At 60.1% G+C, this 25,880-nt stretch carries 31 protein-coding genes; 16 read left to right on the top strand and 15 right to left on the bottom strand.

Features of this window, described 5'->3' with window-relative positions; translation table 11 throughout:
• Positions 1–56 precede the first annotated feature (56 nt).
• The 3 genes from meaB to rpmB all read left to right on the top strand — a co-directional run bounded on the left by meaB (position 57) and on the right by rpmB (position 2,786).
• On the top strand, positions 57–1,034 hold the full coding sequence (gene meaB, locus ACR0IR_RS09660; protein ID WP_170362990.1) for a methylmalonyl Co-A mutase-associated GTPase MeaB: 978 nt from the start codon (positions 57–59) through the stop codon (positions 1,032–1,034).
• Between the two features lie 156 nt (positions 1,035–1,190).
• Positions 1,191–2,327: a Hint domain-containing protein gene (locus tag ACR0IR_RS09655; protein ID WP_170362991.1), complete on the top strand. Its 1,137-nt coding sequence runs from the start codon at positions 1,191–1,193 to the stop codon at positions 2,325–2,327.
• A 171-nt stretch (positions 2,328–2,498) separates the two neighbouring features.
• A complete protein-coding gene (gene rpmB, locus ACR0IR_RS09650) occupies positions 2,499–2,786 on the top strand; it encodes a 50S ribosomal protein L28 (protein WP_039532366.1) in 288 nt (95 codons plus the stop codon).
• 68 nt (positions 2,787–2,854) lie between these two features.
• Here rpmB and ACR0IR_RS09645 read toward each other — a convergent pair whose 3' ends face one another.
• On the bottom strand, positions 2,855–3,340 hold the full coding sequence (locus ACR0IR_RS09645; RefSeq protein ID WP_170362992.1) for a GNAT family N-acetyltransferase: 486 nt from the start codon (positions 3,338–3,340) through the stop codon (positions 2,855–2,857).
• Positions 3,341–4,190: 850 nt separating this feature from the next.
• On the opposite strand from ACR0IR_RS09645, the gene ACR0IR_RS09640 reads away from it, so the two are divergent.
• Positions 4,191–4,664: a copper chaperone PCu(A)C gene (locus tag ACR0IR_RS09640; protein WP_170362994.1), complete on the top strand. Its 474-nt coding sequence runs from the start codon at positions 4,191–4,193 to the stop codon at positions 4,662–4,664.
• Between the two features lie 101 nt (positions 4,665–4,765).
• On the opposite strand, the gene ACR0IR_RS09635 is transcribed toward ACR0IR_RS09640, so the two are convergent.
• Entirely contained in the window at positions 4,766–5,374 is a 609-nt protein-coding gene (locus ACR0IR_RS09635; protein ID WP_170358289.1) for an HdeD family acid-resistance protein, read from the bottom strand.
• Positions 5,375–5,426: 52 nt separating this feature from the next.
• Positions 5,427–6,122 (bottom strand): NAD-dependent deacylase, encoded by a 696-nt coding sequence (locus ACR0IR_RS09630; protein ID WP_170362995.1) that lies wholly within the window; start codon positions 6,120–6,122, stop codon positions 5,427–5,429.
• A 27-nt stretch (positions 6,123–6,149) separates the two neighbouring features.
• Between ACR0IR_RS09630 and ACR0IR_RS09625 the strand changes: the two genes are divergently transcribed.
• Positions 6,150–6,593, top strand: a complete 444-nt coding sequence (locus tag ACR0IR_RS09625) for a low molecular weight protein-tyrosine-phosphatase (protein ID WP_170362996.1) — start codon at positions 6,150–6,152, stop codon at positions 6,591–6,593.
• Here the strand turns inward: ACR0IR_RS09625 and ACR0IR_RS09620 are convergent.
• Together ACR0IR_RS09620 and ACR0IR_RS09615 are read right to left on the bottom strand one after the other, a co-directional pair.
• The gene (locus ACR0IR_RS09620) at positions 6,590–7,552 is read right to left on the bottom strand and encodes a LysR family transcriptional regulator (protein ID WP_170362997.1); all 963 of its coding nucleotides are present in this window, start codon (positions 7,550–7,552) and stop codon (positions 6,590–6,592) included. The two genes, ACR0IR_RS09625 and ACR0IR_RS09620, sit on opposite strands and share 4 nt — an antisense overlap.
• Positions 7,553–7,619: 67 nt before the next feature.
• Entirely contained in the window at positions 7,620–7,931 is a 312-nt protein-coding gene (locus tag ACR0IR_RS09615; protein WP_170362998.1) for a hypothetical protein, read from the bottom strand.
• 345 nt (positions 7,932–8,276) lie between these two features.
• On the opposite strand from ACR0IR_RS09615, the gene lepA reads away from it, so the two are divergent.
• Positions 8,277–10,076, top strand: a complete 1,800-nt coding sequence (gene lepA, locus ACR0IR_RS09610; RefSeq protein ID WP_480779063.1) for a translation elongation factor 4 — start codon at positions 8,277–8,279, stop codon at positions 10,074–10,076.
• Positions 10,077–10,355: 279 nt separating this feature from the next.
• On the opposite strand, the gene ACR0IR_RS09605 is transcribed toward lepA, so the two are convergent.
• Positions 10,356–10,949, bottom strand: a complete 594-nt coding sequence (locus tag ACR0IR_RS09605; protein ID WP_217357060.1) for a class I SAM-dependent methyltransferase — start codon at positions 10,947–10,949, stop codon at positions 10,356–10,358.
• A 464-nt stretch (positions 10,950–11,413) separates the two neighbouring features.
• Here ACR0IR_RS09605 and ACR0IR_RS09600 point away from each other — a divergent pair, with 464 nt between their 5' ends.
• Both ACR0IR_RS09600 and ACR0IR_RS09595 read left to right on the top strand, forming a co-directional pair.
• Positions 11,414–11,728, top strand: a complete 315-nt coding sequence (locus ACR0IR_RS09600) for a hypothetical protein (RefSeq protein ID WP_110644555.1) — start codon at positions 11,414–11,416, stop codon at positions 11,726–11,728.
• A 123-nt stretch (positions 11,729–11,851) separates the two neighbouring features.
• Complete coding sequence (locus ACR0IR_RS09595; RefSeq protein ID WP_170358302.1) at positions 11,852–12,304, top strand: hypothetical protein; 453 nt, start codon at positions 11,852–11,854, stop codon at positions 12,302–12,304.
• Between the two features lie 954 nt (positions 12,305–13,258).
• On the opposite strand, the gene ACR0IR_RS09590 is transcribed toward ACR0IR_RS09595, so the two are convergent.
• The 4 genes from ACR0IR_RS09590 to ACR0IR_RS09575 all read right to left on the bottom strand — a co-directional run bounded on the left by ACR0IR_RS09590 (position 13,259) and on the right by ACR0IR_RS09575 (position 15,483).
• A complete protein-coding gene (locus ACR0IR_RS09590; protein ID WP_093962692.1) occupies positions 13,259–13,396 on the bottom strand; it encodes an entericidin A/B family lipoprotein in 138 nt (45 codons plus the stop codon).
• Between the two features lie 73 nt (positions 13,397–13,469).
• A complete protein-coding gene (locus tag ACR0IR_RS09585; protein WP_170337587.1) occupies positions 13,470–14,264 on the bottom strand; it encodes an iron chelate uptake ABC transporter family permease subunit in 795 nt (264 codons plus the stop codon).
• The gene (locus tag ACR0IR_RS09580; RefSeq protein ID WP_170363001.1) at positions 14,264–15,007 is read right to left on the bottom strand and encodes an ATP-binding cassette domain-containing protein; all 744 of its coding nucleotides are present in this window, start codon (positions 15,005–15,007) and stop codon (positions 14,264–14,266) included. The genes ACR0IR_RS09585 and ACR0IR_RS09580 overlap by 1 nt, the downstream gene beginning before the upstream one ends.
• Positions 15,004–15,483, bottom strand: a complete 480-nt coding sequence (locus tag ACR0IR_RS09575) for a Fur family transcriptional regulator (protein WP_170337589.1) — start codon at positions 15,481–15,483, stop codon at positions 15,004–15,006. The genes ACR0IR_RS09580 and ACR0IR_RS09575 overlap by 4 nt, the downstream gene beginning before the upstream one ends.
• Positions 15,484–15,574: 91 nt before the next feature.
• On the opposite strand from ACR0IR_RS09575, the gene ACR0IR_RS09570 reads away from it, so the two are divergent.
• Positions 15,575–16,636, top strand: coding sequence for a zinc ABC transporter substrate-binding protein (locus ACR0IR_RS09570; protein ID WP_170363002.1), 1,062 nt, complete (start codon positions 15,575–15,577; stop codon positions 16,634–16,636).
• A 56-nt stretch (positions 16,637–16,692) separates the two neighbouring features.
• On the opposite strand, the gene ACR0IR_RS09565 is transcribed toward ACR0IR_RS09570, so the two are convergent.
• On the bottom strand, positions 16,693–17,028 hold the full coding sequence (locus ACR0IR_RS09565) for an ArsR/SmtB family transcription factor (RefSeq protein ID WP_093962687.1): 336 nt from the start codon (positions 17,026–17,028) through the stop codon (positions 16,693–16,695).
• Positions 17,029–17,381: 353 nt separating this feature from the next.
• On the opposite strand from ACR0IR_RS09565, the gene ACR0IR_RS09560 reads away from it, so the two are divergent.
• The 6 genes from ACR0IR_RS09560 to ACR0IR_RS09535 all read left to right on the top strand — a co-directional run bounded on the left by ACR0IR_RS09560 (position 17,382) and on the right by ACR0IR_RS09535 (position 21,129).
• Positions 17,382–18,014: an ATP-dependent Clp protease proteolytic subunit gene (locus ACR0IR_RS09560; RefSeq protein WP_093962686.1), complete on the top strand. Its 633-nt coding sequence runs from the start codon at positions 17,382–17,384 to the stop codon at positions 18,012–18,014.
• 136 nt (positions 18,015–18,150) lie between these two features.
• Positions 18,151–19,419, top strand: coding sequence for an ATP-dependent Clp protease ATP-binding subunit ClpX (gene clpX, locus ACR0IR_RS09555; RefSeq protein ID WP_170337591.1), 1,269 nt, complete (start codon positions 18,151–18,153; stop codon positions 19,417–19,419).
• A 64-nt stretch (positions 19,420–19,483) separates the two neighbouring features.
• Positions 19,484–19,846: a RidA family protein gene (locus tag ACR0IR_RS09550; protein WP_170363003.1), complete on the top strand. Its 363-nt coding sequence runs from the start codon at positions 19,484–19,486 to the stop codon at positions 19,844–19,846.
• Positions 19,847–19,925: 79 nt separating this feature from the next.
• Positions 19,926–20,309: an NADH:ubiquinone oxidoreductase subunit NDUFA12 gene (locus ACR0IR_RS09545; protein ID WP_093962683.1), complete on the top strand. Its 384-nt coding sequence runs from the start codon at positions 19,926–19,928 to the stop codon at positions 20,307–20,309.
• 11 nt (positions 20,310–20,320) lie between these two features.
• Positions 20,321–20,773 (top strand): outer membrane lipid asymmetry maintenance protein MlaD, encoded by a 453-nt coding sequence (gene mlaD / locus ACR0IR_RS09540; RefSeq protein ID WP_170338041.1) that lies wholly within the window; start codon positions 20,321–20,323, stop codon positions 20,771–20,773.
• The gene (locus ACR0IR_RS09535; protein WP_170337593.1) at positions 20,770–21,129 is read left to right on the top strand and encodes a DUF2155 domain-containing protein; all 360 of its coding nucleotides are present in this window, start codon (positions 20,770–20,772) and stop codon (positions 21,127–21,129) included. Before mlaD ends, ACR0IR_RS09535 begins: the two co-directional genes overlap by 4 nt.
• Here the strand turns inward: ACR0IR_RS09535 and aat are convergent.
• The 4 genes from aat to ACR0IR_RS09515 all read right to left on the bottom strand — a co-directional run bounded on the left by aat (position 21,093) and on the right by ACR0IR_RS09515 (position 24,320).
• The gene (aat, locus tag ACR0IR_RS09530; protein WP_170363004.1) at positions 21,093–21,725 is read right to left on the bottom strand and encodes a leucyl/phenylalanyl-tRNA--protein transferase; all 633 of its coding nucleotides are present in this window, start codon (positions 21,723–21,725) and stop codon (positions 21,093–21,095) included. The two genes, ACR0IR_RS09535 and aat, sit on opposite strands and share 37 nt — an antisense overlap.
• 55 nt (positions 21,726–21,780) lie before the next feature.
• Positions 21,781–23,127, bottom strand: a complete 1,347-nt coding sequence (gene accC / locus ACR0IR_RS09525; protein ID WP_170363005.1) for an acetyl-CoA carboxylase biotin carboxylase subunit — start codon at positions 23,125–23,127, stop codon at positions 21,781–21,783.
• 9 nt (positions 23,128–23,136) lie between these two features.
• Positions 23,137–23,634, bottom strand: coding sequence for an acetyl-CoA carboxylase biotin carboxyl carrier protein (gene accB, locus ACR0IR_RS09520; RefSeq protein WP_170337596.1), 498 nt, complete (start codon positions 23,632–23,634; stop codon positions 23,137–23,139).
• Positions 23,635–23,783: 149 nt separating this feature from the next.
• Positions 23,784–24,320: a LuxR C-terminal-related transcriptional regulator gene (locus ACR0IR_RS09515; RefSeq protein WP_093962677.1), complete on the bottom strand. Its 537-nt coding sequence runs from the start codon at positions 24,318–24,320 to the stop codon at positions 23,784–23,786.
• A gap of 220 nt (positions 24,321–24,540) precedes the next feature.
• Here ACR0IR_RS09515 and ACR0IR_RS09510 point away from each other — a divergent pair, with 220 nt between their 5' ends.
• Positions 24,541–25,836, top strand: coding sequence for a helix-turn-helix transcriptional regulator (locus ACR0IR_RS09510; RefSeq protein WP_170363006.1), 1,296 nt, complete (start codon positions 24,541–24,543; stop codon positions 25,834–25,836).
• Positions 25,837–25,880 lie beyond the last annotated feature (44 nt).

The raw sequence follows: 25,880 nt of genomic DNA, 5'->3' as shown, positions 1-25,880 counted from the left end.
GACAAACCCGGCCCATCCCCGTCATCTAGGGCAGATTTCGACGAAGGACCGCGCCCATGACTACAGCCGAGCTTGCCGACAGGATCCTCAAGGGCGACCGCCGGGCGCTGGCCCGCGCGATCACCCTTGTCGAAAGCACCCGCGCCGATCACCGCGCCCAGACGGCGCAGCTGCTCGAGGCGCTGTCGGGTGCCGGGCGGCAGGCGCTGCGCATCGGGTTGTCGGGAACGCCGGGGGTGGGCAAATCCACCTTCATTGAAAGCTTCGGCATGATGCTGATCGGGCAGGGGCTGCGGGTGGCGGTTCTGGCGGTCGATCCCAGCTCGGCCCGGTCGGGCGGCTCGATCCTGGGCGACAAGACCCGGATGGAACGCCTCAGCCGCGAGCCGAACGCCTTCATCCGCCCCTCACCCAGCCAGAGCCATCTGGGCGGCGTCGCCCGCCGCACGCGCGAGGCCATCGCCCTGTGCGAGGCGGCCGGGTTCGACGTGGTGCTGATCGAAACGGTGGGCGTGGGCCAGTCGGAGACCGTGGTGTCGGAAATGTCCGACCTTTTCCTGCTGCTGCTGGCCCCGGCCGGCGGGGATGAATTGCAGGGCGTCAAGCGCGGCATCATGGAGATGGCCGACATGATCCTTGTGAACAAGGCCGACGGCGACCTGAAAGCGACGGCCACCCGCACCTGCGCCGACTATGCCGGGGCGCTGCGCCTGCTGCGCAAACGCCCGCAGGACCCCGAGGGCTTTCCCAAGGCGATGACCGTTTCAGCGGTCGAGGAACACGGCCTGGACCAGGCCTGGGCCGAGATGCAGGCCCTGGCCGACTGGCGCAAACAGAACGGTCATTGGGGTACCAACCGCGCCGAGCAGGCCCGCTACTGGTTCGACCAGGAAGTGCGTCACGCGCTGCTCGCCAAGCTGGAAACCCCGCAGGCCCGATCCGAGATGGACCGGCTGGGCGCCGAGGTCGGGTCGGGTCGGCTCAGCCCCTCGGTGGCGGCCGAGCGGATGTTGCGGACTCTTGCATCCGGGTAACACCATTGCCCGCGCGGACAGGAAAACTTGGCGCAACGCCCAAGAGTTCTGTAGCCTGAGAGCAGGTGAAATCCTTGGTTGTGGCGCCCAGCACACAGAAAAACCGGAGCGCAACTGGCTGGCCGTGACCAAGCGGAGAAACAGGATCCGCCTCTTATGCCCGATATCTTTGGGACAAACGGCGACGACGATATCGATGTCACCAATGACAACGGTACGCTGAACGGCACCCCTCAAGGTACGCCGATTGATGATATCCGCGCGCGCGGCGGCAACGACATCATCACTGTCACCAACAGTACCATCTCTGGCAGTGTCCGTGGAAATGCCGGGATCGATACGATCACGGTGATCGGCAGCACGATCGGCGGTCAGGTAAGGGCCGGATCAGATGACGACACGGTCACGCTGCAAGGCTCGGTCATTGGCAATATCCGTCTGGGCGGCGGAAATGATGTTCTGAACTTCCGCAGCACCAGCGTGTCCGGCGACGTGCGCGGTGGCAGTGGTACCGACACGCTGAATCTGCCTGCTGGAACCGTGGTCAACGACAGCTCATTCGGGACATTTACCGTGTCTGCCGGCACCAGCTATTCGTTGACCAGCGGCAGTTTCACTCTGCCGTCGGGCATCACAGTCACCTATTCCGCATTTGAAAACGGATCCGGCGTTCCGTGTTTTACCGCTGGCACGAGCATTCTGACTGACCGCGGCCCGGTACAGGTGCAAGACCTGCGCACCGGCGACCTGATCTGTACGGCCGAGAGCGGCAACCAATCCATCCGCTGGATCGGTCGGCGCAGGTTTGATGCGGTTGATCTGAGGGCCAATCCGAAACTGCGCCCAGTTCGTATTTGCGCCGGGGCTTTGGGTGCAGGGCTGCCCACGCGGGACCTGTTGGTTTCCCGCCAGCACCGCATGATGGTCGGTTCTCGCATCGCGCAACGCATGTTCGGCCAGTCTCAAGTTCTGATTCCCGCGATCAAGCTGACGGCGCTGCCGGGGATCTTCGTAGATTGCACGGTCGATAGCATCGAGTACTTCCATCTGCTGTTCGATCGGCACGAGATCCTGTTTGCCGAATCCGCGCCGACCGAAAGCCTGTATACTGGCCCTGAGGCGCTGAAATCTCTGGGACCCGCGGCAAGGACTGAAATCCTTACGATTTTTCCGGAACTGGCTGACGAGAACCACGAATCCGAACCCGCTAGGTTGATCCCGATAAGCCAACAGCAGACCCGTCTGATTGCTCGTCACCTAAAAAATCAAAGGCCTTTGCTTGTCGATGCCTGAGCCGTTTCAGGACCATTTATTGGCAAGGAAAGATTTCGCAGCTGCTGTCTTGACCCTTCCGGCGATTCCCACTAAACGCATCCAACCAGTTTTCGGGCGCGACTTCGGGTTGTGCCCCTTGTGATTTGGCTGCGGATTTATGCCCGGCCTCCAGAAACAAAGGAAGAAACCATGTCGCGCCGTTGCGAACTGACCGGAAAAGGCCCGATGACTGGCAACAATGTCAGCCACGCCAAAAACAGAACTCGTCGTCGTTTTCTGCCCAACCTGAACGACGTGACCCTGCAGTCGGAAACCCTGGGTCGTGGCGTCAAGCTGCGCATCTCGGCCGCCGCGCTGCGCTCGGTCGATCACCGTGGTGGTCTGGACGCGTTCCTGGCAAAAGCCAAGGACGAAGAGCTGTCCGCCAACGCGCTGAAAGTGAAAAAGGAAATCGCCAAGGCGCAAGCCTCGGCCTGATTTTCCCAAAGACTGTTTCGTGGCCCCTGTACCCATTGGTGCAGGGGCTTTTCGTTTGTCTGTGGGCCTCAACCTGTCTCAAGCCTGTATTTCAGGAACTGCGCGCCGGAATGGGTCACCGGACCGACGTAACGCGCGCCGATGCGCCGTAGCGCAGAGAGATTGCGGCGGGACGGTGGAAGCAGAAAAGTGACATGGGGAATACGTTCATCAGCTCGGGCGAATGCGATGGCCTTGCGGGTGATGCGCGTGCCCAGACCGAAGGCATCCGCCGTCAGGACCAGGCCGAAATCCCATTCGCTGCCTTCACGCTGGAACCCGCCCCAGCCGACATAGCAACCGCCGGACGTGATCGCCCAGTGCCCAAGCCCGTTGCGCTCCCAGCAGGCCTCTTTTGCGTCTATGAAAGCCCGCGCCATCGCGATGTCCCAGGGCCCCGTCAGCAAAGGCAGATGCCGGGCGACGCGGGGATCAGACATGTGCCGTGCGATTTCAGCTGGCTCAATCTGCGGCAGCCTGAGGAACTGAATTTCTGTGTGCGCTTTGAGTGGCATGACCACGATCTACGCCTGAATTTCCGCCCAAACCAGACCGTCCCGATCACTTTGCCGTTGGACTGGTGTCGCACGCGGTGTCGGTGCGGAAGGCAGAAGAACGCGACTACGTGACATTGTTCACATACAGGGTTTTGAATCCGTTTTATGTATGCGGTTATTCTACGGCGGAGTGTGGTAATGTCTGCGAATACTTCAATTATTATTTCCTTCCTTTCGACTCTTCTGGTCGGGTCATTTTCCAGCTGTGCGCGGATGCAGCGGCGGGTGAACCGGCTGCATACCGGTCTCAACACCGGTCCGGATGATCGCGGAGTTCTTTGACGGTCCCGATCAAGACAAATTCTGGGGTCGGCCGGTCAGGCCGGCCCTTTTTCCTTGGTTCGCGCCAAACTGTCTCAGCGTTCACGAAGGCACTTGAAGTCCGTTTCCGATCGGGCCTAAACCTCTGCCAAGATGACCCGATCCTATCGCCTCGTGTTGCCGTTGCTACTGTCGCTGATGCTGGTTCTGACAGGCCAGGGTTTTGCGGCGTCACGGGGATTGAATGCGGCGGTCGGTCAAATGGTGCTTTGCACCGGGAACGGTCCTGTGGTTGTCTATATGGACGAGCACGGCCAGCCCACCAAACCACCTCATTTCTGTCCCGACTATGCGCTCAACTTGCTGGGTGCGGTTCTGAATGCCCCTCCGCCGGCACCGAAAGGGCCCGAGCGGGAAAAGTCTGACATACCGCTGCGTTCCGACAGCCTTGTTGCGGCTCCGATCCCGCAGCGACCGGCGCGCGCGCCGCCGGCCCCTGTCTGAAACCGTTCGCAACACAATCAGACAGTCAAAAAGGAGAGGCGAGATGCCCTTCAAATCAATCCTGCCCGCTATTTTCGTCGCTGCAATCATGTCCACCGCCGCCCATGCGGAAAGTGTGATCTCGGTTGAGGATGCCTACGCCCGATCCTCGGGGGCTAATGCCAAGGCTGGTGCGGCCTTCATGATGATCCGCAATTCAGGCGACACCGATGATCAACTCGTCGCTGTGAAATCCGATATCGCTGCACGGGTCGAACTGCATACGCACAAGATCGACGACAACGGCGTGGCCAAGATGATGGAAGTCGAGGAGGGTTTTGCGATCCCCGCCGGCGAGGCGCATATGCTGCAGCGGGGCGGAGACCATGTGATGTTCATGGGGCTCAAGCAGCCGTTTGAGCAGGGCGCAACCATACCCGTCACTTTGGTTTTTGAGCAGGCCGGTGAGGTCGTTGTCGAGATTCCCGTGGACCTGGAACGGAAAGACGGCCACGGGCATATGAAGCACTCGAACTGACAGCACGCCTGTCTTCGGGCCGCGATGCGGCCGTCATCCATGCGTCAGGCCGGGGCAAGCCCCGGCCTGTTCGCGTTTCAACTGCCGATCAGCGTTGTTCTTCACTTGTTGACAACGCGCATCGAAACCCGTTCTCCGGCCCGTTTGAAACGTGCGGCCATGAACAGCATAACGCCGGCAAAGGCCAAGGCGGAGAACGCGATTGCCCAGCCCAGTGCGACAACGCCGCTTCCGGGCCAGAAGATCAGCACCAGCCCGATGATAAGAGCCACGATGCCCGAGTTCCGGACGGTCGCACGTTCTGGGTCCAGCTGATGCATCTGGCCCAACGAAATCAGCGAGCCGATCCCGATGATCAACGCCCAGGCGCCCAGCAGAAAGAACGTCAGACGTGCTGTGCCTTCCGGCCAGATCAAAAAGACCAGCCCAATCAAGACCGCCCCGATACCCGCGCCTCCGATCAGTCCCCGCCGCCCAAAGCCAAGCAGGGTCAGGCCGCCATCGAGGATCAGCAGCACCCCTACCAGCCGCAGCAAAAGAGCGATGCTGCCCGTTGGCCAGAACAGCGCGGCGACGCCAACGGCCCCCGCAAGCAATCCGCGCAGCAGGAACGTCCACCACAGATCCGCAAGGGTGTCGCCCAGCGCTTCGCGGCTGTCGATGCCTTCGTCGTCAACGATTTCGCCACGGGGGGCTTCAGGCTCGGTCATCAGTTTCTCCTGGTTCAGGTTCCTTTAGCTTAGACCAGCGGGATGACCCGAGTCACCTGCGGCCCAGCAAGTCATCGACCCAGCGTGGCACGATCTGGGTGGCGGGGCCAAGCAGCGTCTGATCGAAGCTGGATGCACCAACCGAAGGCTCGAGGTTCAATTCGACCGTCTGTGCGCCCGCAGCTATGGCTTCGTGCACGAAGGCCGCAGCTGGGTAGACTTGGCCAGAGGTTCCGATGGCGGCGAATATCCCGGCCTGTGCCAGATGGTCGTAAATCTGATCCATGTGGTAAGGCATTTCGCCGAACCACACGATGTCGGGTCGGGCGGTTGCCGCGCGGCAGGCGGGGCACGGTTCGCCCACGGACATTTCCGCTGGCGAAGTCCAGCGATGCCCGCAAGAGGCGCACAGCGCGCCGGACAGGATGCCGTGCATGTGGATAACCGCGGTCGCACCTCCGGCTTCGTGCAGGCTGTCCACGTTCTGCGTTACGATCACCACTTCTCCCGGCCAGTCGTGCTGAAGCCGGGCCAGTGCTGTGTGGGCTGCATTTGGGTCGGCGCCACCCGCCTGCATCCGGCGCGCGTTGTAGAAGCCATGAACAAGGGCAGGGTTTCGGGCAAAACCTTCGGGTGTCGCCACGTCTTCGATCCGGTGCTGTGCCCACAATCCGCCTTCATCGCGAAAGGTGCCCAATCCGCTTTCCGCCGAAATCCCGGCTCCGGTCAAAATCACGATCTTTTCCATTCGCCCTCCACACGCTAAACCCGAGCCATGTCACAGCGTATCCTGTTTGTCTGCCTCGGCAACATCTGCCGTTCCCCTGCTGCCGAAGGTGTTTTTCGTGTCAGGGCGCCTCATCATGCCTGCGACAGTGCCGGAACGTCCGACTGGCATGTCGGGGATCCACCCTATGCGCCGATGCAACACGCGGCTCGCAACCGAGGGGTGGAGCTGAGCGATCTGCGCGCGCGCCAGTTTGCGGTGTCTGATTTTGACAGGTTTGACCTGATCATCGGTATGGACAGCGAAAATCTCGCCAAGATCGAGGCTTTGCGCCCGGCCGACAATCCTACACCTGTACGCATGCTGACCGAATTTGCGCCCCACACCGGCGCTGATCATGTGCCCGACCCCTACTATACCCGCGATTTCGACGGGGCGCTGGACCTCATCGAAGCCGCCGTGGATGGGTTGGTGGCATATCTGGACGGCTAGCCGCCGATCACCTTCAACTGTCCGGACAACCAGGGCAGGCGGGAAAGGGCTGGTTCAATCATCTGACTCTGCATCAAACGGCGCGTCATGCCCGCGACTTCGCGCGGAACCTGATCTGACCAGTCAGACCGAGTGAACAGGGAAATAGTGCGCGAGAACTCTCCGAACGGAGCCGGGTAGACATCCATGCCTTCGTGGAAGCGGGCTGCGCGCATGTATCCCAACGGCGTGGTGATCGCCCAGCCAAGGCCACGCGCCACCATCGCCATCAGTGCCAAGTGCGACCCGATCTCGAACCGCTCTTCGAACTGCAGCTGTTGCCGCGCCAGGTGGCTTTCGATTTGCCGGCTGATCAACTGTTCCCGCGCATAGCGCAGAAAGGGCAGGGTCTGCAAAGCAGCCTCTACGCCCCCATTGGGCACACCGCCCTTCGGCGCGACCAGAATGAAAGGATCCTGCACCAAAGGGTACTCCACCACGCCTTCAAGCACCTCGCCGCTATGGGCCGAAACCGCCAGATGCAGGCGTTGCGAAGCCAGCGCCTCAAAGATTTCGAGGCTGGGGAGAGTTATGAGTTTGAACTTGGAACGGGTCAGGCTGTCGGCCAGCAACGTGGCAAGACGCGGGGTCAGGTCATTGTCGAAATCGTCGATCAGGCCGATCGAAAGCGTGCTTAGATGACCCAGGTCCATGACCGACAGCTCGCTTTGGGCCATCTGCAACTCGGCCAGTACGGATTCGGCCCGCGCCAGAAAGCTGCGCCCGGCTTGGGTCAGGCGCATGGGTCTCCGCCCGTGATCCACCAGGTCCGTGCCCAGAGCATTCTCGAGATTGCGCAACTGCTGGCTGACCGATGGCTGGCTGAGTCCGGTAATCTCGGCAGCCTGTGCCACCGAACCGGTCCGCGCCAAGGCCTCGAACACTTCGAGACCGCGCAGGGTCAACCCTTTCGTCACCATATGATTTCCCTTTCACTGCGCCATTACTGAGGCGCAGGGCGGGTCAGGTCAAGGATCGCGGTCAGCGTCAGCTGCAGATCGCCTGCGCCATGCGGCCAAAGTTCTGATACCGCTCCCACAGCGCGTCATCGCGAGCGGATTTCGACATCTTCAGCTCTTGGGCCTGATGCGGGTCGGTGAACCACTTGGCCACGGTTTTCTGGTCTTTGTTGGTCAAAGCCTGATCGGCCACCCGCTGGATGCACTTGCACCTGTCGCGTGTCGCCGCCGAACGGTCGGACGCCAAACATGCACGTTTGATCTGCGCCGCTTCGGTCGTGGCCGGGGCCAAAGTGGTCAGCGACGTGGCGCATAGCGCGATAATGAGGAACTGTTTCATGCTCATGCCTCGTTTTGCCTGCCCGGAGGAGTCTTGTGTCCCTCTCGGCTTGCGGCGCAGTATCGTCCAAGTTTTCCTGCCGTTCAACAATTTGCTTTCAGAAACTCCGTACCTGAGTCGAAAGTGCCGCGGTTGGCACTATGGTCGGCCGTGGCATGCCCTTCGAACCCCGTTTTGGACGGTGCAACACGGCCGAGTTCTGTCTACGTACGGTCGCCTGAATGCAGCTGAGGGCTTGGAACGAAGCCAACCGCAGCGTCGTGGCCTCATAGCGCTGAAATATGGGGCGTCCGACGTGCTGTCTCACCTTGACCAGCGCCCGATTTCGAACCATATCCCGACGCTATGACAGACCTCGCTCATATCCGCAATTTCTCCATCGTCGCGCATATCGACCATGGCAAATCCACCCTTGCCGACCGGCTCATCCAGGAGACCGGGACTGTGCAGGATCGCGACATGAAGGAACAGCTACTCGACAGCATGGATATCGAGCGCGAACGCGGCATCACCATCAAGGCCAACACGGTCCGCATCGACTATACCGCCGACAATGGCGAAAAGTATGTGCTGAACCTGATCGACACCCCCGGCCACGTGGACTTTGCCTATGAAGTCTCGCGGTCCATGCGCGCGGTCGAAGGCTCGCTGCTGGTGGTCGACTCGACGCAAGGGGTCGAGGCGCAGACCCTGGCCAACGTCTATCAGGCCATCGACGCCGACCACGAGATCGTGCCGGTGCTGAACAAGATCGACCTGCCGGCCTCCGACTGCGACCGCGTGGCCGAACAGATCGAGGACGTGATCGGCATCGACGCGACCGACGCCATCCGCGTCTCGGCCAAGACGGGAGAGGGGATACACGAAACGCTCGAGGCGATCGTGCACAAGCTGCCCGCGCCCAAGGGCGAGCGCGACGCGCCGCTCAAGGCGATGCTGGTCGACAGCTGGTACGACGCCTATCTGGGCGTGATCGTTCTGGTCCGCATCATGGACGGCGTTCTGAAAAAGGGCATGCGGGTCAAGTTCATGTCGAACGGCACCCTGCACCATGTCGACCGCGTGGGCGTGTTCCGCCCCGAGATGCAGATGGTCGACCAGCTGGGTCCGGGTGAGATCGGCTGCCTCACCGCATCCATCAAGCAGGTGCGCGACACCCGTGTGGGCGACACCATCACCAATGACCGCAACGGTGCCGAAACCGCTCTGCCGGGGTTCAAACCCGCGCAGCCCGTGGTGTTCTGCGGCCTGTTCCCCGTGGACAGCGCCGAATTCGAAGACCTGCGCGACGCGATCGAGAAACTGGCCCTGAACGACGCCAGCTTCTCTTACGAGATGGAAACCTCGGCCGCGCTGGGCTTTGGCTTCCGCTGCGGCTTCCTGGGCCTGCTGCACCTCGAGGTCATCCGCGACCGCATCGAACGCGAATACGATATTGAGCTCATCACCACCGCGCCGTCGGTGATCTATCACGTCTACATGAAAGACGGCGAGATGATCGAGCTGCACAACCCCGCCGACATGCCCGACATGTCCAAGGTCGACCACCTGGAAGAGCCGCGCATCAAGGCCACCATCCTTGTGCCCGACGAATACCTGGGCGACGTGTTGAAACTCTGCCAGGATCGTCGCGGCATCCAGCTGGACCTGACCTATGCGGGCAGCCGCGCGATGGTCGTCTATGACCTGCCGCTGAACGAGGTCGTCTTCGACTTCTACGACCGCCTGAAATCGGTGACCAAGGGCTATGCCAGCTTCGACTACCAGATGACCGGCTACCGCGAGGACAGCCTGGTCAAGATGTCGATCCTTGTGAATGACGAGCCGGTGGATGCGCTGTCGGTCATGGTCCACCGCGACCGCGCCGAGACCCGCGGCCGCGCCATGTGCGAAAAGCTGAAAGAGCTGATCCCGCGCCACATGTTCAAGATCCCGATCCAGGCGGCCATCGGCGGCAAGGTCATCGCCCGCGAGACCCTGAGCGCCTTACGCAAGGACGTGACCGCGAAATGCTACGGCGGCGACGCCACGCGGAAGCGGAAGCTACTGGAAAAGCAGAAGGCCGGCAAAAAGAAGATGCGCCAGTTCGGCAAGGTCGACATCCCGCAAGAGGCGTTTATTTCAGCGTTGAAGATGGACAGCTGAGGCTGTTCGTTTTGAGTGAAGGTTAACCAAAATGCGAATCAACCTGCAACAGTTTCAATCTGGTTAGGCGAATGGTGCAGATTAACATTTAACAGAACGAGGTTCACCTTCGATAGAAACAGTATTCGATTGGTTGTAGAGTTTTGCGATAGCAGCGTAGCACGTGCCTGCGGTCTCCGTTGCGCTAGTACCGTGGACAAGGACTGCTCTCAATGGCAGGCACTTAACGTACACGGCTAGCGTTTCCCCAAACAAGCCGTCATGTACATTATATTGTTTCTACAATACTTCCAACACCCGATGCTGGCGTACCATTTGGACTCCGATGTTATTATCGCCGATATGGCGGGCCATACCCAGCCTAATTATTTGTCGCATCCCGAGGCGAACGGGTTTTGTGTGGGTGTCGTCTAAAACAACTTTCCCACTTTTTTCCAGGCAAGGGCGAATGGCAAGGAACTCTCGAAGATGAGTGTCCTTGGCACCGTCTAAATGCAGCAAGTCGACCCGTTGATCGGGGTTGTTTTCGACGTAACGCGGGATTTCGATGAGAGAGTTTCCGGTAATGAAGCGTGTTCGTCCAGGGAACGCCGCCTTAAGCCAATCAAAGGCAGCCGGCACGTAGATATCAACTCGACCCCATGACGGTTCGATCTGTCGGCAAATATCAACGCCGGTAACCTGTAATTTTGGGTTGGCGGAAAGGGCAAGAAACAGAGAGTGGCCGCCATTAACGCCCACTTCAAACATGTGAGTCGAGTTTTGGGCTAGGGCAAACAAGTTACGCCGCTTGCCTTCAAATGGTGGAAATAGCTCGTCTGTTTCGAAGCTCACTGATTTGTGTTTGTAAAACAAGTTGCCATTGAGCCCCATCTCAGCGTCCGCGGCGCATAGAGATTTGGCAAGGTGCCCGTTTAGCGATCCTAGTGCAGCGATCCAGTTCTGGTCCGAGACCATGTCTTGATAGGTGGAGTATTTTGGGAGTGATACCGGGTCCAAGGATTCTACTACTCAATCAATTTGACGCACTGTTATTGAAAAACCGAGCATCCTTGTACAAAGCGTAACAGCCATAGCAAAAGGAGTGAAGGTTATTGAGGGGATCGCTGCAAAAAAATTTCCTCAGAGTGGCATTTTGAACAAGTGTTTTGCAACCCGAAGCTTTTCAATCTTCTCCTCGGTCCTGTATTTATCTCAGTTTTCGGTCAGTCATCTGGCCAGAAACGACACCTCAAACCGTTTCCGAGACGGGCCTCCCCGCAATGTGATCCACTTCACAGCTCCACCGACCCGAACCCGCTAAGGTTAACCCAACGTAAACCAGCGGCGGAGGCCCCATGTCCATGATCCCCATCATCGCGCTTGGATCGGCGGGTCTCTATTCCGTGGCCATGATCTCGATGAAGTTCTGGTGGAAACTTCCCGGCCTCGGGCTGGGGCTGCTGATCGTCGCCACCTTGCTGGCCGCCGCCACGCTGGAACTCGCAGCGCTGCGCGACGAACGGCTGGGCATCATCTACACCGGCATTCTGGGGGCCGAGGTCGTGCTGATCGCCATCGCCTCGTTCTTTCTGTTCGGCGAGTCCTTTTCCTACCGCGAGGGGCTGGGCATCGCCCTCGTCATCGCTGGCACCGCGCTGGCCTGGGCCTGAGCCCGTCGGTGAGCGCCGCATGAACCCTTCATGAAGTTTCCCTTAGGTAAGTTGTAACGGCCGCGCGCCCTCCCAATCTGTTCAGCAGGCCAGCAAGGCCCGCCGATCAAACGGAGAGAGCCCATGACCAGATACATGACCGCCAGCGCCGCCGCCGTGGCCGCGACATTGACGATGGGCTCTGCCGCCCTGGCCGATGCCATGCCCGATCTGCGCGGCACGTGGACGGCCAGCCAGACAACGGTGTCGCCCTCGAACGCCAACACCGCCACCGCGCCGCGGTTCAACACCTCGGAATGGGTGCTTGAGATCCAGGCGCAGCACGAAAACGTGTTCTGGGGGCCCAGCATGTGGCGGCGCAATGCCATGGATGACTGGACGATGTACGAGGCCACCGGCTCGATCAGCCAGGATGGTTCGGGCAAGATCGGCATTGTCGAAACCGCTGCTGATCCGACCTCGGGCGTCAACGCGCTGATCGATGCGCGGTACGAGGACGGCAAGATCTATGCGGATTTCCGTAGCCTGCGGACTGGAACCACCTACAGCACGGTTCTGGAACGACAGGTGAACTGAAGCGTTTCCGGCCCAGGCGGTTGTAGGGGGTAGTTGCCGTTGCCCGATTTTGCGGGAGGCGGAGAGTAGTAGGTTGCCTCGTCCGGGTCGGAACGCTTCTCAATTCGTGGGCTGCACGTTCGTCATCCGTTGCGTGTGGCGACTCATCGATGTCGATTCGAGCGATATGCCCGTATCTGTCAGGTCAGGACCGTCATGAGGGCCGGGATTCTCCCTTCGCACCCGCAGAAATCGCCCAATTGAGCGGAGAGAAATCGGCCTTCGGCTTTTCCCAGCGCAACCCAGCCCGATTTCATCATTTCCCGACTTATCCACATCGTCTTCCGGTCGGATATCAACATTTTATCCCCGGCTATTTTTCATGCTGCAGTGCTATTTTCTTGCCGGACGTGAGGGTGAGTGCCAAGGTTCAGGCATCGCCAAGGTTCATCACGATCCAAGGCGGGACGCAAAGGTCAGGGGGTCCTGGCACCGCAGGCAGATCTTAGGATTTTCGTCGGGTTGCAAGGGCTTACCGGTAGGTGACCAGTCAGGAGGGGCGCAAGCCCGGCTTGAGCGGTCAGCTTCTCAGAAGGCCAGAGCGGGCGGCAGAGCGCCATCAGGTGCTTTGCGGCAGCGAGGTCCCCTCGGGGGCTGAAGCAACTGGATCGGGGCGTCCCTCGGGCGTGTCGACCCGGCAAGGCGTCAGGGGTGTCCGCAAGGGCACATGCAAAGACCGCGTCTGCGCACCTGGCGCCTTTTCCTTTTGCCGATTTCGGTTTCGTACAGGCTTCCACTCACCGCCCGTCAGAACGGGAACGGGGTTCTTGCGCAATTGCACAAGAACCCCGCAGTCGTGTCAGTAATGCATTACCGCGTCTATGCACCTGTGGCAGGGACAATAATCCGGTCGCCCGGAACTTTCAACCATATGTTGGTAGTGCTGCGCCGCTGTCCGCTAGATGTTGACGGGTGTCAGAGGCTTTCCTGAACGTCCGTCGCCGCGCCCTGGATGGCGTCGCCGGCTTTTTCGATGTCTTTGCCCGCGCCTTTTGCGGTTTCACAGGCCGTCAGGGCCAAAAGGCTCAGCCCGATCAGAATAGTGCGGATCATCGATATCTCCTTGGTTGGTCGACTACCAATCGGTAGCACCATTCAGGCAATGCAGACAAACCTTTTTGGGTGATCAGCCTTTGCGGAAGATGGGACCAAGGATGGCCGTCGCGACAAAGATCAACGCGGCCGCGCAAACGATGCTTGGTCCAGCGGGTGTATCCGCCCAATATGCACCGCCCAGCCCGCCCAACGCCGCCGTCGAGCCTATGATCGCAGCGGTGAAAGCCATACTTTCTGGGGTGCGGGCCAAAGGGCGGGCTCCGGCCGCTGGAATGACCAGCAGGGCCGCGATCAGAAGAATTCCGACAACTTTGATGGCGACCGCAACGGCCAGTGCCATCGCCAGAGTCAGCCATAGTTCTTCTCGTTTAGGATCGATCCCGGATGCCTGAGCCAAGTCCGGGTTGAGTGTCGAAACCAGAAGGGCTGACCAGCGCCAGACCATCAGCGCCAAAATCGTGGCGCCACCGATCCAGATCGTGGCCAGATCGGACTTTGTGACGGCAAGGATATCGCCGAACAAAAAGGCATTCAGGTCCAGTCGGACATCGGACAGCAACGCCACGGTTACCAAGCCGGCGGCCAGTGCGGTGTGTGCAATCACACCCAGAAGCGTGTCCATGGCGTAACCGCGACCGCGCAGCAGGCTGACCGACAAGCCCATGGCAAGCGCAGCGGCAATGATTGCGGGCAGCAGCGGCAGAGAAAAGCTGAGCGCCAGCGCTACACCCAATACGGCCGCATGTGCGGTGGCTTCTCCGAGATAGGCCATGCGCCGCCAGACGACAAAGCACCCCAGCGGTGCCGCGGCGATCGAAACACCGAGCCCTGCAAGGGCTGCGCGAACCATGAAATCGTCCAGCATCAGTGTGACGTATCCTGCGCGTGATTGTGATCGTGGGTATGACTGTGCTTGTGTTGGTACAAGGCCATCGTGCCCCGCGTTCCGCTGCCGAACAACGCCCGATATTCGGGCGCGTCCGCGACCATTTGGGGTGCCCCTTCACAGCAGACATGCCCGTTCAGGCACAGAACCCGGTCGGACGCGGCCATGACGACGTGCAAGTCATGGCTGACCATGACTATGGCGCAGCCGAGGTCCGTGCGAACCTGTTCAATGCGTTCATAGAAGGCAGCTGCGCCGGGCTGATCAAGCCCCTGGGTTGCTTCGTCCAGCAGCAGCACCTGAGGCTCCTCCAGCAGCGCGCGGGCCAGAAGGACCCGTTGAAACTGACCGCCGGACAGTCGGGTCATCTGTCTTTCACGCAAGTCCGGCACGCCGGCCAGTTCAAGCGCGGTTTTGGCCTTGCTGGCCGAAACCCGTTTCGGCAGGCCAAGGAACCGTTGCACCGTCATCGGCAGGGCGGCGTCCAGCGCAAGTTTCTGGGGGACGTAGCCGATCCGCAAACCCGGAGCGCGCCGAACAGTGCCCTGAGCCGCGGGAACAGCCCCGATCATGGCGCGCAGCAGAGTCGATTTTCCCGAACCGTTCGGGCCGACAATGGTGACGATTTCACCAGCGGCGATCTGGGCGGATACGTTGTCCAGAATGAGCCGGCCATCCAGGCGAACCGACAGGTTCTGTAGAGAAATGAGGGGGGTCGTCATGGCTGCGTTCCAATGCAGTCCGGGCAAAGACCTTCGGCCTCGACCACAATCCTTTCAATGGTGAAGCCTGATGTGTCGGCGGCAGCACCAAGCCGGCCCTGAGTCAGCTCGGTTTCGGTTTCGGCCACGGCCTTGCACGCCCGGCAAATCAGAAACGCAGGTACGTGGTCGTGCGTGGGGTGGGCGCAAGCCGCATAGGCGTTCATCTGCTCGATACGGTGCACGAACCCATGCTGCACCAGGAAGTCCAGTGCACGATAGGCCACCGGAGGTTGCGACCCCATGCCTTCGGCGGACAGAACAGCCAGAATGTCATAGGCTCCCATTGCCTTGTGCTGCTCCAACAAGATCTCCAACACGCGACGGCGCACCGGCGTGAACTGAAGCTTCTGGTTGGCGCATTTTTCCTCGGCCTTGCTCAGCGCGGTTTTCATGCAGTGGTTATGATTGTGGTGCCTGAAGCCTACTGTGCTCATGTGCGCTCCGAAATTTTTGGCTTGATATGTTATAACGTGAGCAATATCAAGTCGACCAGCAATGTAATAACATATCATTCTAGGAGGCGACATGTCCCGAAAATTCTTGTTGCTGGCCGGCGTCGTGCTGGCCGGAAAAGCGGCGGCCGATGCGCCCAACGTTGCCGTCGATATCGCGCCGGTTCACGCGTTGGTTGCCCAAGTCATGGACGGTGTTGCCGAGCCTTCCCTGATCATCCCGCCCGGAGCCTCACCTCATGACCACGCCATGCGCCCGTCCGAGGCGCGAGCGTTGCAATCTGCGGACGTGGTTTTTTGGGTAGGCCCGGAACTGACCCCGTGGATGAAGGGACCACTCGGCGCCCTTTCCGAGGGAGCGACGCAGGTTGAGTTGCTGGAGGTGGCAGGGACTGTGCGGCACGATTTCCGCGACGTGGCCGATCATCATGAGGGAGAAGAGGAGCATGCAGACCACGACGAGTACGACGATCATTCGGACCATGATGACCATGCGAAACACGATGAACACGAGGATCATGCAGGTCACGACGACCATGCGGACCACGATGAACATGAGAAACATGAAGAGCACGCCGATCACGATGCACATGACCATGACCACGGGCATGACCACGACGGTGTAGACCCGCATGCTTGGCTGGACCCGGAAAACGCGCGCGTTTGGGTGCAGGCAATTGCCGAAACTCTGTCAGAGAAGGACCCGGATAACGCTGCGCTGTACCAAGCCAATGCGGACAAGGCGGTTGAAGGCCTGAGTGCTTTGGAAGCCGAGATACGGGCGGATCTGGCCCAGTCAGAGCCGCGGTTTGTCACTTTTCACGACGCCTACCAGTATTTCGAACACCGGTTCGATCTGGCATCTTCGGGCACAGTGAGCCTTGGCGATGCGTCTGCCCCCGGACCGGCCCGTCTGGCCGAGCTAAAAGCCCGGATTGCAGAGGAAGGCATTGATTGTGCATTTTCCGAGCCGCAATACGATACCCGTCTGATCTCCGCCGCGACGGAGGGGATGGATGTGCAAATCCTCGTGCTGGACCCGATCGGTGCCACGCTCGAGCCGGGTCCAACCCTGTATCCGGACCTGTTGCGCGCAATGGCTGCAAGTTTCCAGGCCTGTAGCCGCAACTCGTGAAAAACGAAGGGCGCAACCATCTGTTGCGCCCTTCGCCATTCTACGGGTTTTCTGACTTATTCCTCGTCGCAGAACAACTCGTACACCGTTTCCAGCATTTTGCGAGGTCTGTCGTCTGCAAGGCGATAGTAGATCGCCTTGCCTTCGCGCCGGGGCGTGACCAGCCCCTCAAGGCGCAGCCGCGACAGTTGCTGTGAAACGGCGGCCTGTCGGGCGGACAGCAGTGACTCGAGTTCAGTCACCGATTTTTCGCCGGATACCAGATGACAGAGGATCATCAACCGGCCCTCGTGGCTGATCGCTTTCAGAAAATTCGAAGCGCGGGTTGCGTTAGCGGCCATCCGGTCCATGTCGTCGCGCGAGATGTCTTCGGAAAGTTGGGGAAGTGCCATCTTCTTGTCCTTGTTGGCCCCTTGGTGAGTGTGGGGCAGGTGTTCCCTTTGTTAGTTTCGCCTGAGCGAATTGGGTCTCTATATAGAATGATCAGATATTTCCATATGCATGGATCAAAATGGCGTGATGAAAGCGCTGTGAATGGCGGCGAGGCCAAAAAACAGCCGGGTATTTGCGTTCTGCGCGGTTGTTCGCTCTGTTTTGCGGGATCCCGACGATGCGGACTGATCCGTATTTCTCAATCGGCGTCGCGTGTCCGCTGCCCCTTGCAGGCCCCCGAAGGCAACACTAAGACTCATGTAACTTCTCATCGGGTATGGTCCCGGTTCACACCAAAGCAGGCAGGTTCCGAATGTTCGATCCAGTTGACACCTACATGAATACGCTCGTCCCGATGGTCGTTGAGCAGACCAGCCGCGGCGAAAGGGCCTATGACATCTTCTCTCGCCTGCTGAAGGAGCGGATCATCTTCATCAATGGCCCGATCCATGACGGGATGAGCCACCTGATCGTAGCGCAGCTTCTGCATCTGGAAGCCGAGAATCCCAACAAGGAAATCTCGATCTACATCAACTCGCCCGGCGGTGTCGTGACCAGCGGTCTGTCGATCTACGACACAATGCAGTACATCAAGCCAAAATGTTCGACATTGGTGATCGGCCAGGCGGCCTCGATGGGGTCGGTCCTGCTGGCGGGCGGAGAGAAGGGGATGCGCTTCTCGCTGCCGAACAGCCGCATCATGGTGCACCAGCCCAGCGGCGGTTACCAGGGTCAAGCCAGCGACATCATGATTCACGCGGCCGAAACGCAGAAGCTGAAGGATCGTTTGTACGATATCTATGCCAAGCATACCGGACAGTCGAAAAAGGCCATTGAAAAGGCTTTGGACCGTGACAATTTCATGAGCCCGGAAGAAGCAAAAGAGTGGGGCCATATCGACGAGATTGTCGAAAGCCGCTCCAAATCCGAACCGACCGAAGCGTGATGCGGAAACCCCGCACCCACGGGTGCGGGGTGCGATTTTGACATTGTAGCTGCCCCGGTGCTGGCCTAAGCTGCACGGACAGGCGGTAAGCGCGGTCCGGATCCGGGCCGCAGGGATGGAGCCCGAAAGGTAGAACATGGCGACGAATTCAGGCGGCGACAGCAAGAACACGCTCTACTGCAGCTTCTGTGGAAAAAGCCAGCATGAGGTGCGTAAGCTTATTGCTGGACCGACCGTGTTCATCTGTGATGAATGCGTCGAACTGTGCATGGACATCATCCGCGAGGAAACCAAAGCCAGCGGACTGAAATCCTCGGACGGTGTGCCCACCCCCAAAGATATCTGCGAGGTGTTGGACGACTATGTCATCGGCCAGGCTCGGGCTAAGCGTGTCCTGTCGGTTGCCGTGCACAACCACTACAAACGTCTGAACCACGCGCAGAAGGCCGGTGGTGACATCGAGTTGGCCAAGTCGAACATTCTGCTGATTGGTCCGACCGGGTGCGGCAAAACCTTGCTGGCGCAGACGCTCGCGCGGATTCTGGACGTGCCGTTCACGATGGCTGACGCGACCACGCTGACCGAAGCCGGTTACGTGGGCGAGGATGTCGAGAACATCATCCTCAAGCTGTTGCAGGCCAGCGAATACAATGTCGAGCGCGCGCAGCGCGGCATCGTCTATATCGACGAGGTCGACAAGATCACCCGCAAGTCGGAAAACCCCTCGATCACCCGAGACGTATCGGGCGAGGGCGTGCAGCAGGCCCTGCTGAAGCTGATGGAAGGAACCGTGGCCAGCGTTCCGCCGCAGGGCGGGCGCAAGCACCCGCAGCAGGAATTCCTGCAGGTGGACACCACCAACATCCTGTTCATCTGCGGCGGCGCTTTTGCAGGTCTGGACAAGATCATCGCGCAGCGCGGCAAAGGCTCGGCCATGGGATTTGGCGCCGATGTGCGCGACAATGACGAACGCGGTGTGGGCGAGATCTTCCAGGATCTCGAGCCCGAGGATCTGCTGAAATTCGGTCTGATCCCGGAATTCGTTGGACGTCTGCCCGTGCTGGCAACGCTTGAGGACCTGGATGAGGACGCGCTTGTCACCATCCTGACCAAGCCCAAGAACGCGCTGGTCAAGCAATACCAGCGTTTGTTCGAGTTGGAGAACGTCGAACTGGACTTTACCGACGACGCGCTTGCGGCGATTGCCAAAAAGGCGATCGAACGCAAGACCGGTGCCCGTGGCCTGCGTTCCATCCTTGAAGACATTCTATTGGACACGATGTTCGAGCTGCCGGGCATGAAGAACGTGACCAAAGTGGTCGTGAACGAAGAGGCCGTAACGTCGGACGCGCAGCCGCTGATCATCTATGCGGATGCCGCGCCGGAATCGGCATCTGCCGGCTGAACTGTTTGAAATTTAATGCAGATACGGCGCGGCAAAGTCCGCGCCGTTTTCATGTGAGGGTGTCATGACGATCCAACGTATTTCCTCGGGGGGTGAGTTCGAAGCCAGGGTCGGCTACTGCCGGGCAGTTGTCGCGGGTGGGTGGGTCCATGTTGCCGGAACGGTCGGGCAGGGCGAAGGCGTCGTCGACCAATGCCGCTCGGCGCTGACGATCATTGGCAACGCCTTGGCAGAGGCGGGCGCCTCTTTTGCCGACGTGGTGCGCGTGACTTACATGCTGCCTGATCGCCAAGAATTTGAAGCGTGCTGGCCAGTCCTGGCTGAGACGTTCGGTGCCAACCCGCCTGTTGCGACGATGATCGAATGCGGGTTGATTGATCCAAAATACCGGATCGAAATCGAGGTCACCGCATTCTTGCCCAAGTAATGGATGCGCTCTTTGTGGCTCTGGACCTCTGCTCGGCTTTGGTCCATATCTGCAGGGACAGAAATGCCGGAGGCAGCCGATGGGAATCCTGAACACTCTTTTGCGGGCCGTGACCTGGTGGAACGGGGCCACTCTGAACACGCAGATCTACACTGCGCGCAAAGGTATCAAGGTTGGCGAGGATGATCAGGGCAACGTGTTTTATCGCAACGCCGATGACAGCAAACGGTGGGTGATTTTCAATGGAGAGGCCGAGGCGAGCCGGATCGACCCGGAATGGCACGGCTGGTTGCACCGCACTTGGGATGAACCGCCGACCGACAAGCCACTGCCACACAAGGCGTGGGAAAAGCCGCATCAGGAAAATCTGACGGGCACCGCGATGGCCTATGTGCCGGCGGGGTCCCTGCGCCGTCCCGATCCGATCGAGCGCAAGGACTACGAAGCCTGGAGCCCAGAATAAGCGAGATCCACATGTCGACCCACAACATGACCGAAGTTCTTGTCGGCGGTGTCGTGCTGGCCAGTGCATTGGCGTTTGGCGTGTATGCCAGCCAGTCCACGGGCTGGTCGCGCGAAAACGGGGGCTATCACCTTGAGGCGTCCTTTCGGTCGCTTGAGGGTGTGGCGGTGGGCACGGATGTGCGCCTCGCGGGTGTAAAGATCGGCACCGTGACCGATGTCGAGTTGAACCCTGAAACCTACCGTGCCGATACGACGATTTCGGTTGCCGACAACATCCAGATTCCGGATGACAGCGCGATCGTGATCTCGTCCGAAGGCCTTCTGGGGGGCAACTTCGTCGAGGTCATGCCCGGCGGTTCTCCGTTCTATTTTGAGCCGGGTGATCAGATTGAAGACACGCAAGGAGCCGTGAGCCTGATCTCGTTGCTGGTCAAGTTTGTGGCCGGGGATGGCAGCGAATGATGCGTGCCGCTCTGATGGCGCTGCTGTTGGCCGCGACGACGGCGGGCGCGCAGCAGAAGGTTTCCTCGGGGCCGGGGGCCATGCTGCGCGGGCTGGACAAGGTCAGCGGTCAGACGGTGGACGTGCAGGTGCCGACCGGTGATACGGTCGAAATTTTCGGCTTGGATGTCGCTCTGGGTGATTGCCGGTATCCGTCTGAAAACCCGACCGGCGACGCGTTTGCCTATCTTACGATTTGGGAAAAGGGAAAGGCCGACCAGCTGTTCGACGGCTGGATGATCGCCACGTCCCCGGCGCTCAACGCCCTGGATCACTCGCGCTACGACGTCTGGGTAATCCGTTGTATCACCCCCTGAGGGGTTTGACATACCTCAGCGGTGAAATCTGCGCTGGCAGCAGTGGCCTGATCCAGAAGTTGGCGGTATTGCTGTCTGGGGATTTCGATCGCCCCCAGCGAAGCCAAATGTGCCGTCAGAAATTGTGTGTCGAACAGTTGAAAGCCCGTCTGGCACAAGCGGTCGACCAGATAGGCGAGCGCAATTTTTGACGTATCGGTGCGGCGCGAAAACATGCTTTCCCCAAAAAATGCCGCACCCAAGGCAACGCCATAAACGCCCCCGACAAGCTCCTCGCCTTCCCAAACCTCAAGTGAATGGGCGCGGCCCGAGTGGTGCAGTTGCGCATAGAGCCTGCGCAGTTCGTCATTGATCCAAGTGTCCGCCCGGTCCGCGCATCCGTCTACGACGGCTGCAAAATCCCGGTTTATGGTCACGGAGAACCCGCAGTTCCGGATGCGCCGCGCAAGGCTGCGGGAGATGTGAAACCCGTCCAACGGGAATACACCCCGTAGCTTTGGATCGACCCAGAAAAGATCCGGGTCGTTCCTGTGTTCGGCCATCGGGAAGATTCCGATGGAATAACCGTGCAACAGCAAATCAGGCGTCAGGCCCATGGCTCACACCGCGGCGACAAGCCCGAGAGCGGGTGCTCTCGCGGCTTGGTCGATACTAGGCCATGTTCTCCGCAAGCCAGTGCTCCAGCCAGTGGATGTTGTAATCGCCGCTGTGGATGTCGGGTTCCTGCAGAAGTGCATGAAACAGGGGAACCGTCGTGTCCACACCGTCCACGATCAATTCACCCAAGGCCCGATTCAACCGCGCCAGCGCTTCGGGGCGGTCGCGCCCGTGCACGATCAGCTTGCCGATCAACGAGTCGTAGTAGGGTGGGATCGAATACCCGTTGTACAGCGCCGAATCCATCCGGACACCCAGGCCGCCCGGTGCGTGATACGCCGTGATCTTGCCCGGGCAGGGCGCGAAATTCGGCAGCTTTTCGGCATTGATCCGAACTTCGATCGCGTGGCCGTTGATCTCCAGATCATCCTGGCCGAACGACATCGGTTCTCCGGCCGCAACAAGGATCTGCTCGCGAACAAGGTCGACGCCGAAAATGCCTTCGGTCACAGGGTGTTCGACCTGCAGGCGGGTGTTCATCTCAATGAAATAGAACTCGCCATTTTCATACAGGAACTCGATCGTGCCCGCGCCGATATAGTTGATCTTGGCGACCGCATCCGCGCAGACCTTGCCGATTTGGGCGCGTTCCTCAGGAGTGATGCAGGGGCCCGGAGCCTCTTCGAATACTTTCTGGTGACGGCGCTGCAGCGAACAGTCGCGCTCAGCCAGGTGGACCGCATTGCCCTTGCCGTCGCCGAAGACCTGAATCTCGATATGGCGGGGCGTGGTCAGGTATTTCTCGATATAGACTTCGTCATTGCCGAACGCGGCCTTGCCCTCGGCCCGCGCGGTCATGAAGGCGCTTTCCATTTCGGCCGCGGTCTGCGCGACTTTCATGCCGCGTCCACCGCCACCGGCCGTGGCCTTGATGATGACCGGATAGCCGATCTCTTCACCGATGCGCTTGGCCGTCTCAAGATCCGGAACGCCGCCGTCCGAGCCCGGTACGCAGGGTACGCCCAGCTCTTTCATGGTGTCCTTGGCGGTGATCTTGTCGCCCATGATGCGGATGTGTTCGGCGGTGGGGCCGATGAACGTGATGCCGTGGTCTTCGACGATCTGAACGAACTCGGCATTTTCGGACAGAAAGCCATAGCCAGGGTGGATCGCCTGGGCGCCGGTGATTTCACAGGCCGAGATGATCGCGGGCATCGAGAGATAGCTTTGGGGGCCGGGTGCCGGTCCGATACACACGGACTCGTCAGCCATGCGCACGTGCATGGCGTCACTGTCAGCGGTCGAGTGCACGGCAACCGTCGCAATCCCCATCTCGCGCGCGGCGCGGATCACACGCAGGGCGATCTCGCCTCGGTTGGCAATCAGGATCTTGTCGAACATGGGCCCGCCTTACTCGATGATGACCAGAGGAGTGCCGAATTCGACAGCGTCGCCATCCCCGACCAGGATCCGCTTGACGGTCCCGGATTTGGGGGCGTGGATGTGGTTCATGGTCTTCATCGCTTCGACGATCAGCAGCGTATCGCCTTCGGAAACAGATGCGCCGACGGCAATGAACGGAGACGCGCCGGGTTCCGGCTGCATATAGACGGTACCAACCATGGGCGAGGTCACCGCGCCGGGGTGGCTCGCCGGGTCCTCGACGGCAGCGGGTGCTTCGGCGGGGGCAGCAGCGGGGGCTGCGACAGGTGCCGGTGCGGCAGCGGGTGCAGGAACGGCAACTTGCACAGGCGCGGCGGTCGGGCTCACTCGGCTGACCCGGACGTTCAGGCTGTCTTCCTCGCCATATTCCCGTTTTACCTGCAACTCAGTCAGGTCGTTTTCGCGCAAGAGTTCGGCCAGTGCCTTGATGAACGTCACATCCGCTTCGTGTCTGTTGTCTGTCATGAGTGTCCTCGAAGGTTCCCCTTTGGCCCGTCTGTCTGCGCGGGCTCTGGTCAATTACGCTGCGTTATAAGGCAACCGCGCGGCCATGAAAAGCGCCGACTGGGGCCGTTCTGCCCCGGTTTCTGCCTTATCGGCAGGGTCCACGACGGTCAGAGCGGCGTGCCGGACAGTTTGGCGACCAGTTCCGGCAGCTTGCGCGCGCCGAATTTCTCGAGCAACCGGGCGCGGTAGGCTTCGATGGTCCGGTAGCTGAGCCCCAGTTCGACGCCTATTTCCTTGGCCGACAGGCCGCGACAGGACAGGATCGCGACTTCACGTTCGCGTTTGGTCAATTCGACCAGTGGGCGCTCCTCGGAAATGTCGGAAAAGCTCCATATTCCATGGCGGAATGGGTCATCGGGTGTCAGCGACCGGCCGCGCGCGCGACACCAGAACAAGTCGCCGTTGCGTCGGCGCATGACCCGCTCGTCCGTGTAGTAGCCGGTGTCCCGCATGACCTGAAGACTTCGTGCGCCAATTCTCTCCCAATCGGCAACGGATGGGTACAGGTGCAGCAAAGGCAGGTTGCGGTAGTCGGATTCGTTGCCCCCGAATGTCCGGGCAAACTGCAAATTGCACCGCCGGATGATGCGGTTTTCAAGCTCGACAAGCCCGATAGGTGCGTATTCGAAGGCCGGATCACTCATTTGCCTATCGTGCCGCCAATTCGGCCGGAATAGAAGAGGGCATTGCAGCGCAGGATTGATTTGGCGTCCGAAAGCGATCAGGGCCCGGCGAAAGCCACGACATTGTCAAGGTTGTAAAACTGCTTTGAAAAGGGCAGCGTAAACCATATAAATTCATGAAGTATTCAGAAAATACGGGATCGTTTCGAGAGTGACTCGAACACGTTTCGGCGGGGGCACCATGCGTGATTCATTGACGGGCAGCCGTATCCGCGAAAGGCGGCAAATCTCGGGCTTACGTCAGGCCCAGCTGGCGCGACAGGTCGGCATTTCGGCGTCGTATCTGAACTTGATCGAGCACAATCGGCGGCGTATCGGGGGCAAACTGCTGGTCGATATCGCTTCGGCTTTGTCCGTTGAGCCTTCGGTTTTGACGCAGGGGGTCGAGGCGACGCTGATCGCGGCCCTTCGTGAAGCAGCGGCGGATGCGGTCGGCCAAAAGGCCGAGGTTGAGGCGCTTGATGAATTCGCTGGCCGGTTTCCCGGCTGGGCCGCTGTACTGGCACAGATGCATCGTCGGGTGGTTTCGCTGGAACGTACCGTGGAAACCCTGTCAGACCGGCTGACCCATGACCCGCACCTTGCGGCATCCATGCACGAAGTCCTGTCCGCCGCAGCAGCGATTCGGTCGACAGCCGCCATCCTGGCCGAACCGGGCGAGATCGAGGCCGAGTGGCGCGACAGATTCCACCGAAACTTGCACCAGGATGCCGAACGTCTGGCTGAAAGCTCAAAAGCTCTGGTCGCCTTTTTGGACGAAAGCGAGGACACCGGCGAACGGCGCGGGTTGCCGATGGAGGAGGTCGAGGCATTTCTGGAGAAGCGCGGGTTTCATTTGCCGGAACTTGAGACAGGACAGGACCCGGTAACCCTCGCGCAGGCCGAGATGGCCTCTTCCGCCTCAAGATCTGTCGCGCGTCAGGTGCTCGACGCCTATGCGGCGGATGCCCGGGCCATGCCGCTGGAAGCGGTTTCGGAGGCACTGGAGGTCGAAGGCGTTGATCCTCTGCGTCTTGCCGCGCGGTTTTCTGTTGACGTGCCGACAGTCCTGCGACGGCTTGCGTTTCTGCCCGAGGATGTCATGCCGCGTCCGGCCGGGTTGGTCATATGCGATTCATCAGGAAGCATTTTGCTGTTCAAGCAGGTCCCCGGTTTCGCAATGCCGCGCCACGGCGAAGCCTGTCCTTTGTGGCCGGTCTTCAGCGCGCTGAACCGGCCCCTTGTGCCGATCCGAAAACGCGTGACCCTGTTGGGCCGGACGCCGGCGGATTTCGACTGCTTTGCAATCGCCTGGCCTCAACCCGTCAGCGCCTTCGGTCAGGAACCTGTGTACAGATCGGCGATGCTGGTGCTGCCGGTCGAAGAGCCCGGCGTGGCCACCGACTTGCCGGTACAGGTCGGCACAAGCTGCAGGATCTGCCCCCGAAAGCCGTGCGACTCGCGGCGGGAGCCGTCGATTTTGAGTGAAGGTTTTTGACAGTTTCCTGACACAGCGATTAATCTGCACTTGGCAGGTGGCTG

The sequence above is a fragment of the Ruegeria sp. CF2 genome, assembly GCF_056537385.1.
The sequence above is the reverse complement of the archived record's forward strand: the minus strand, read 5'-3'. Positions and strand labels throughout refer to the sequence as shown.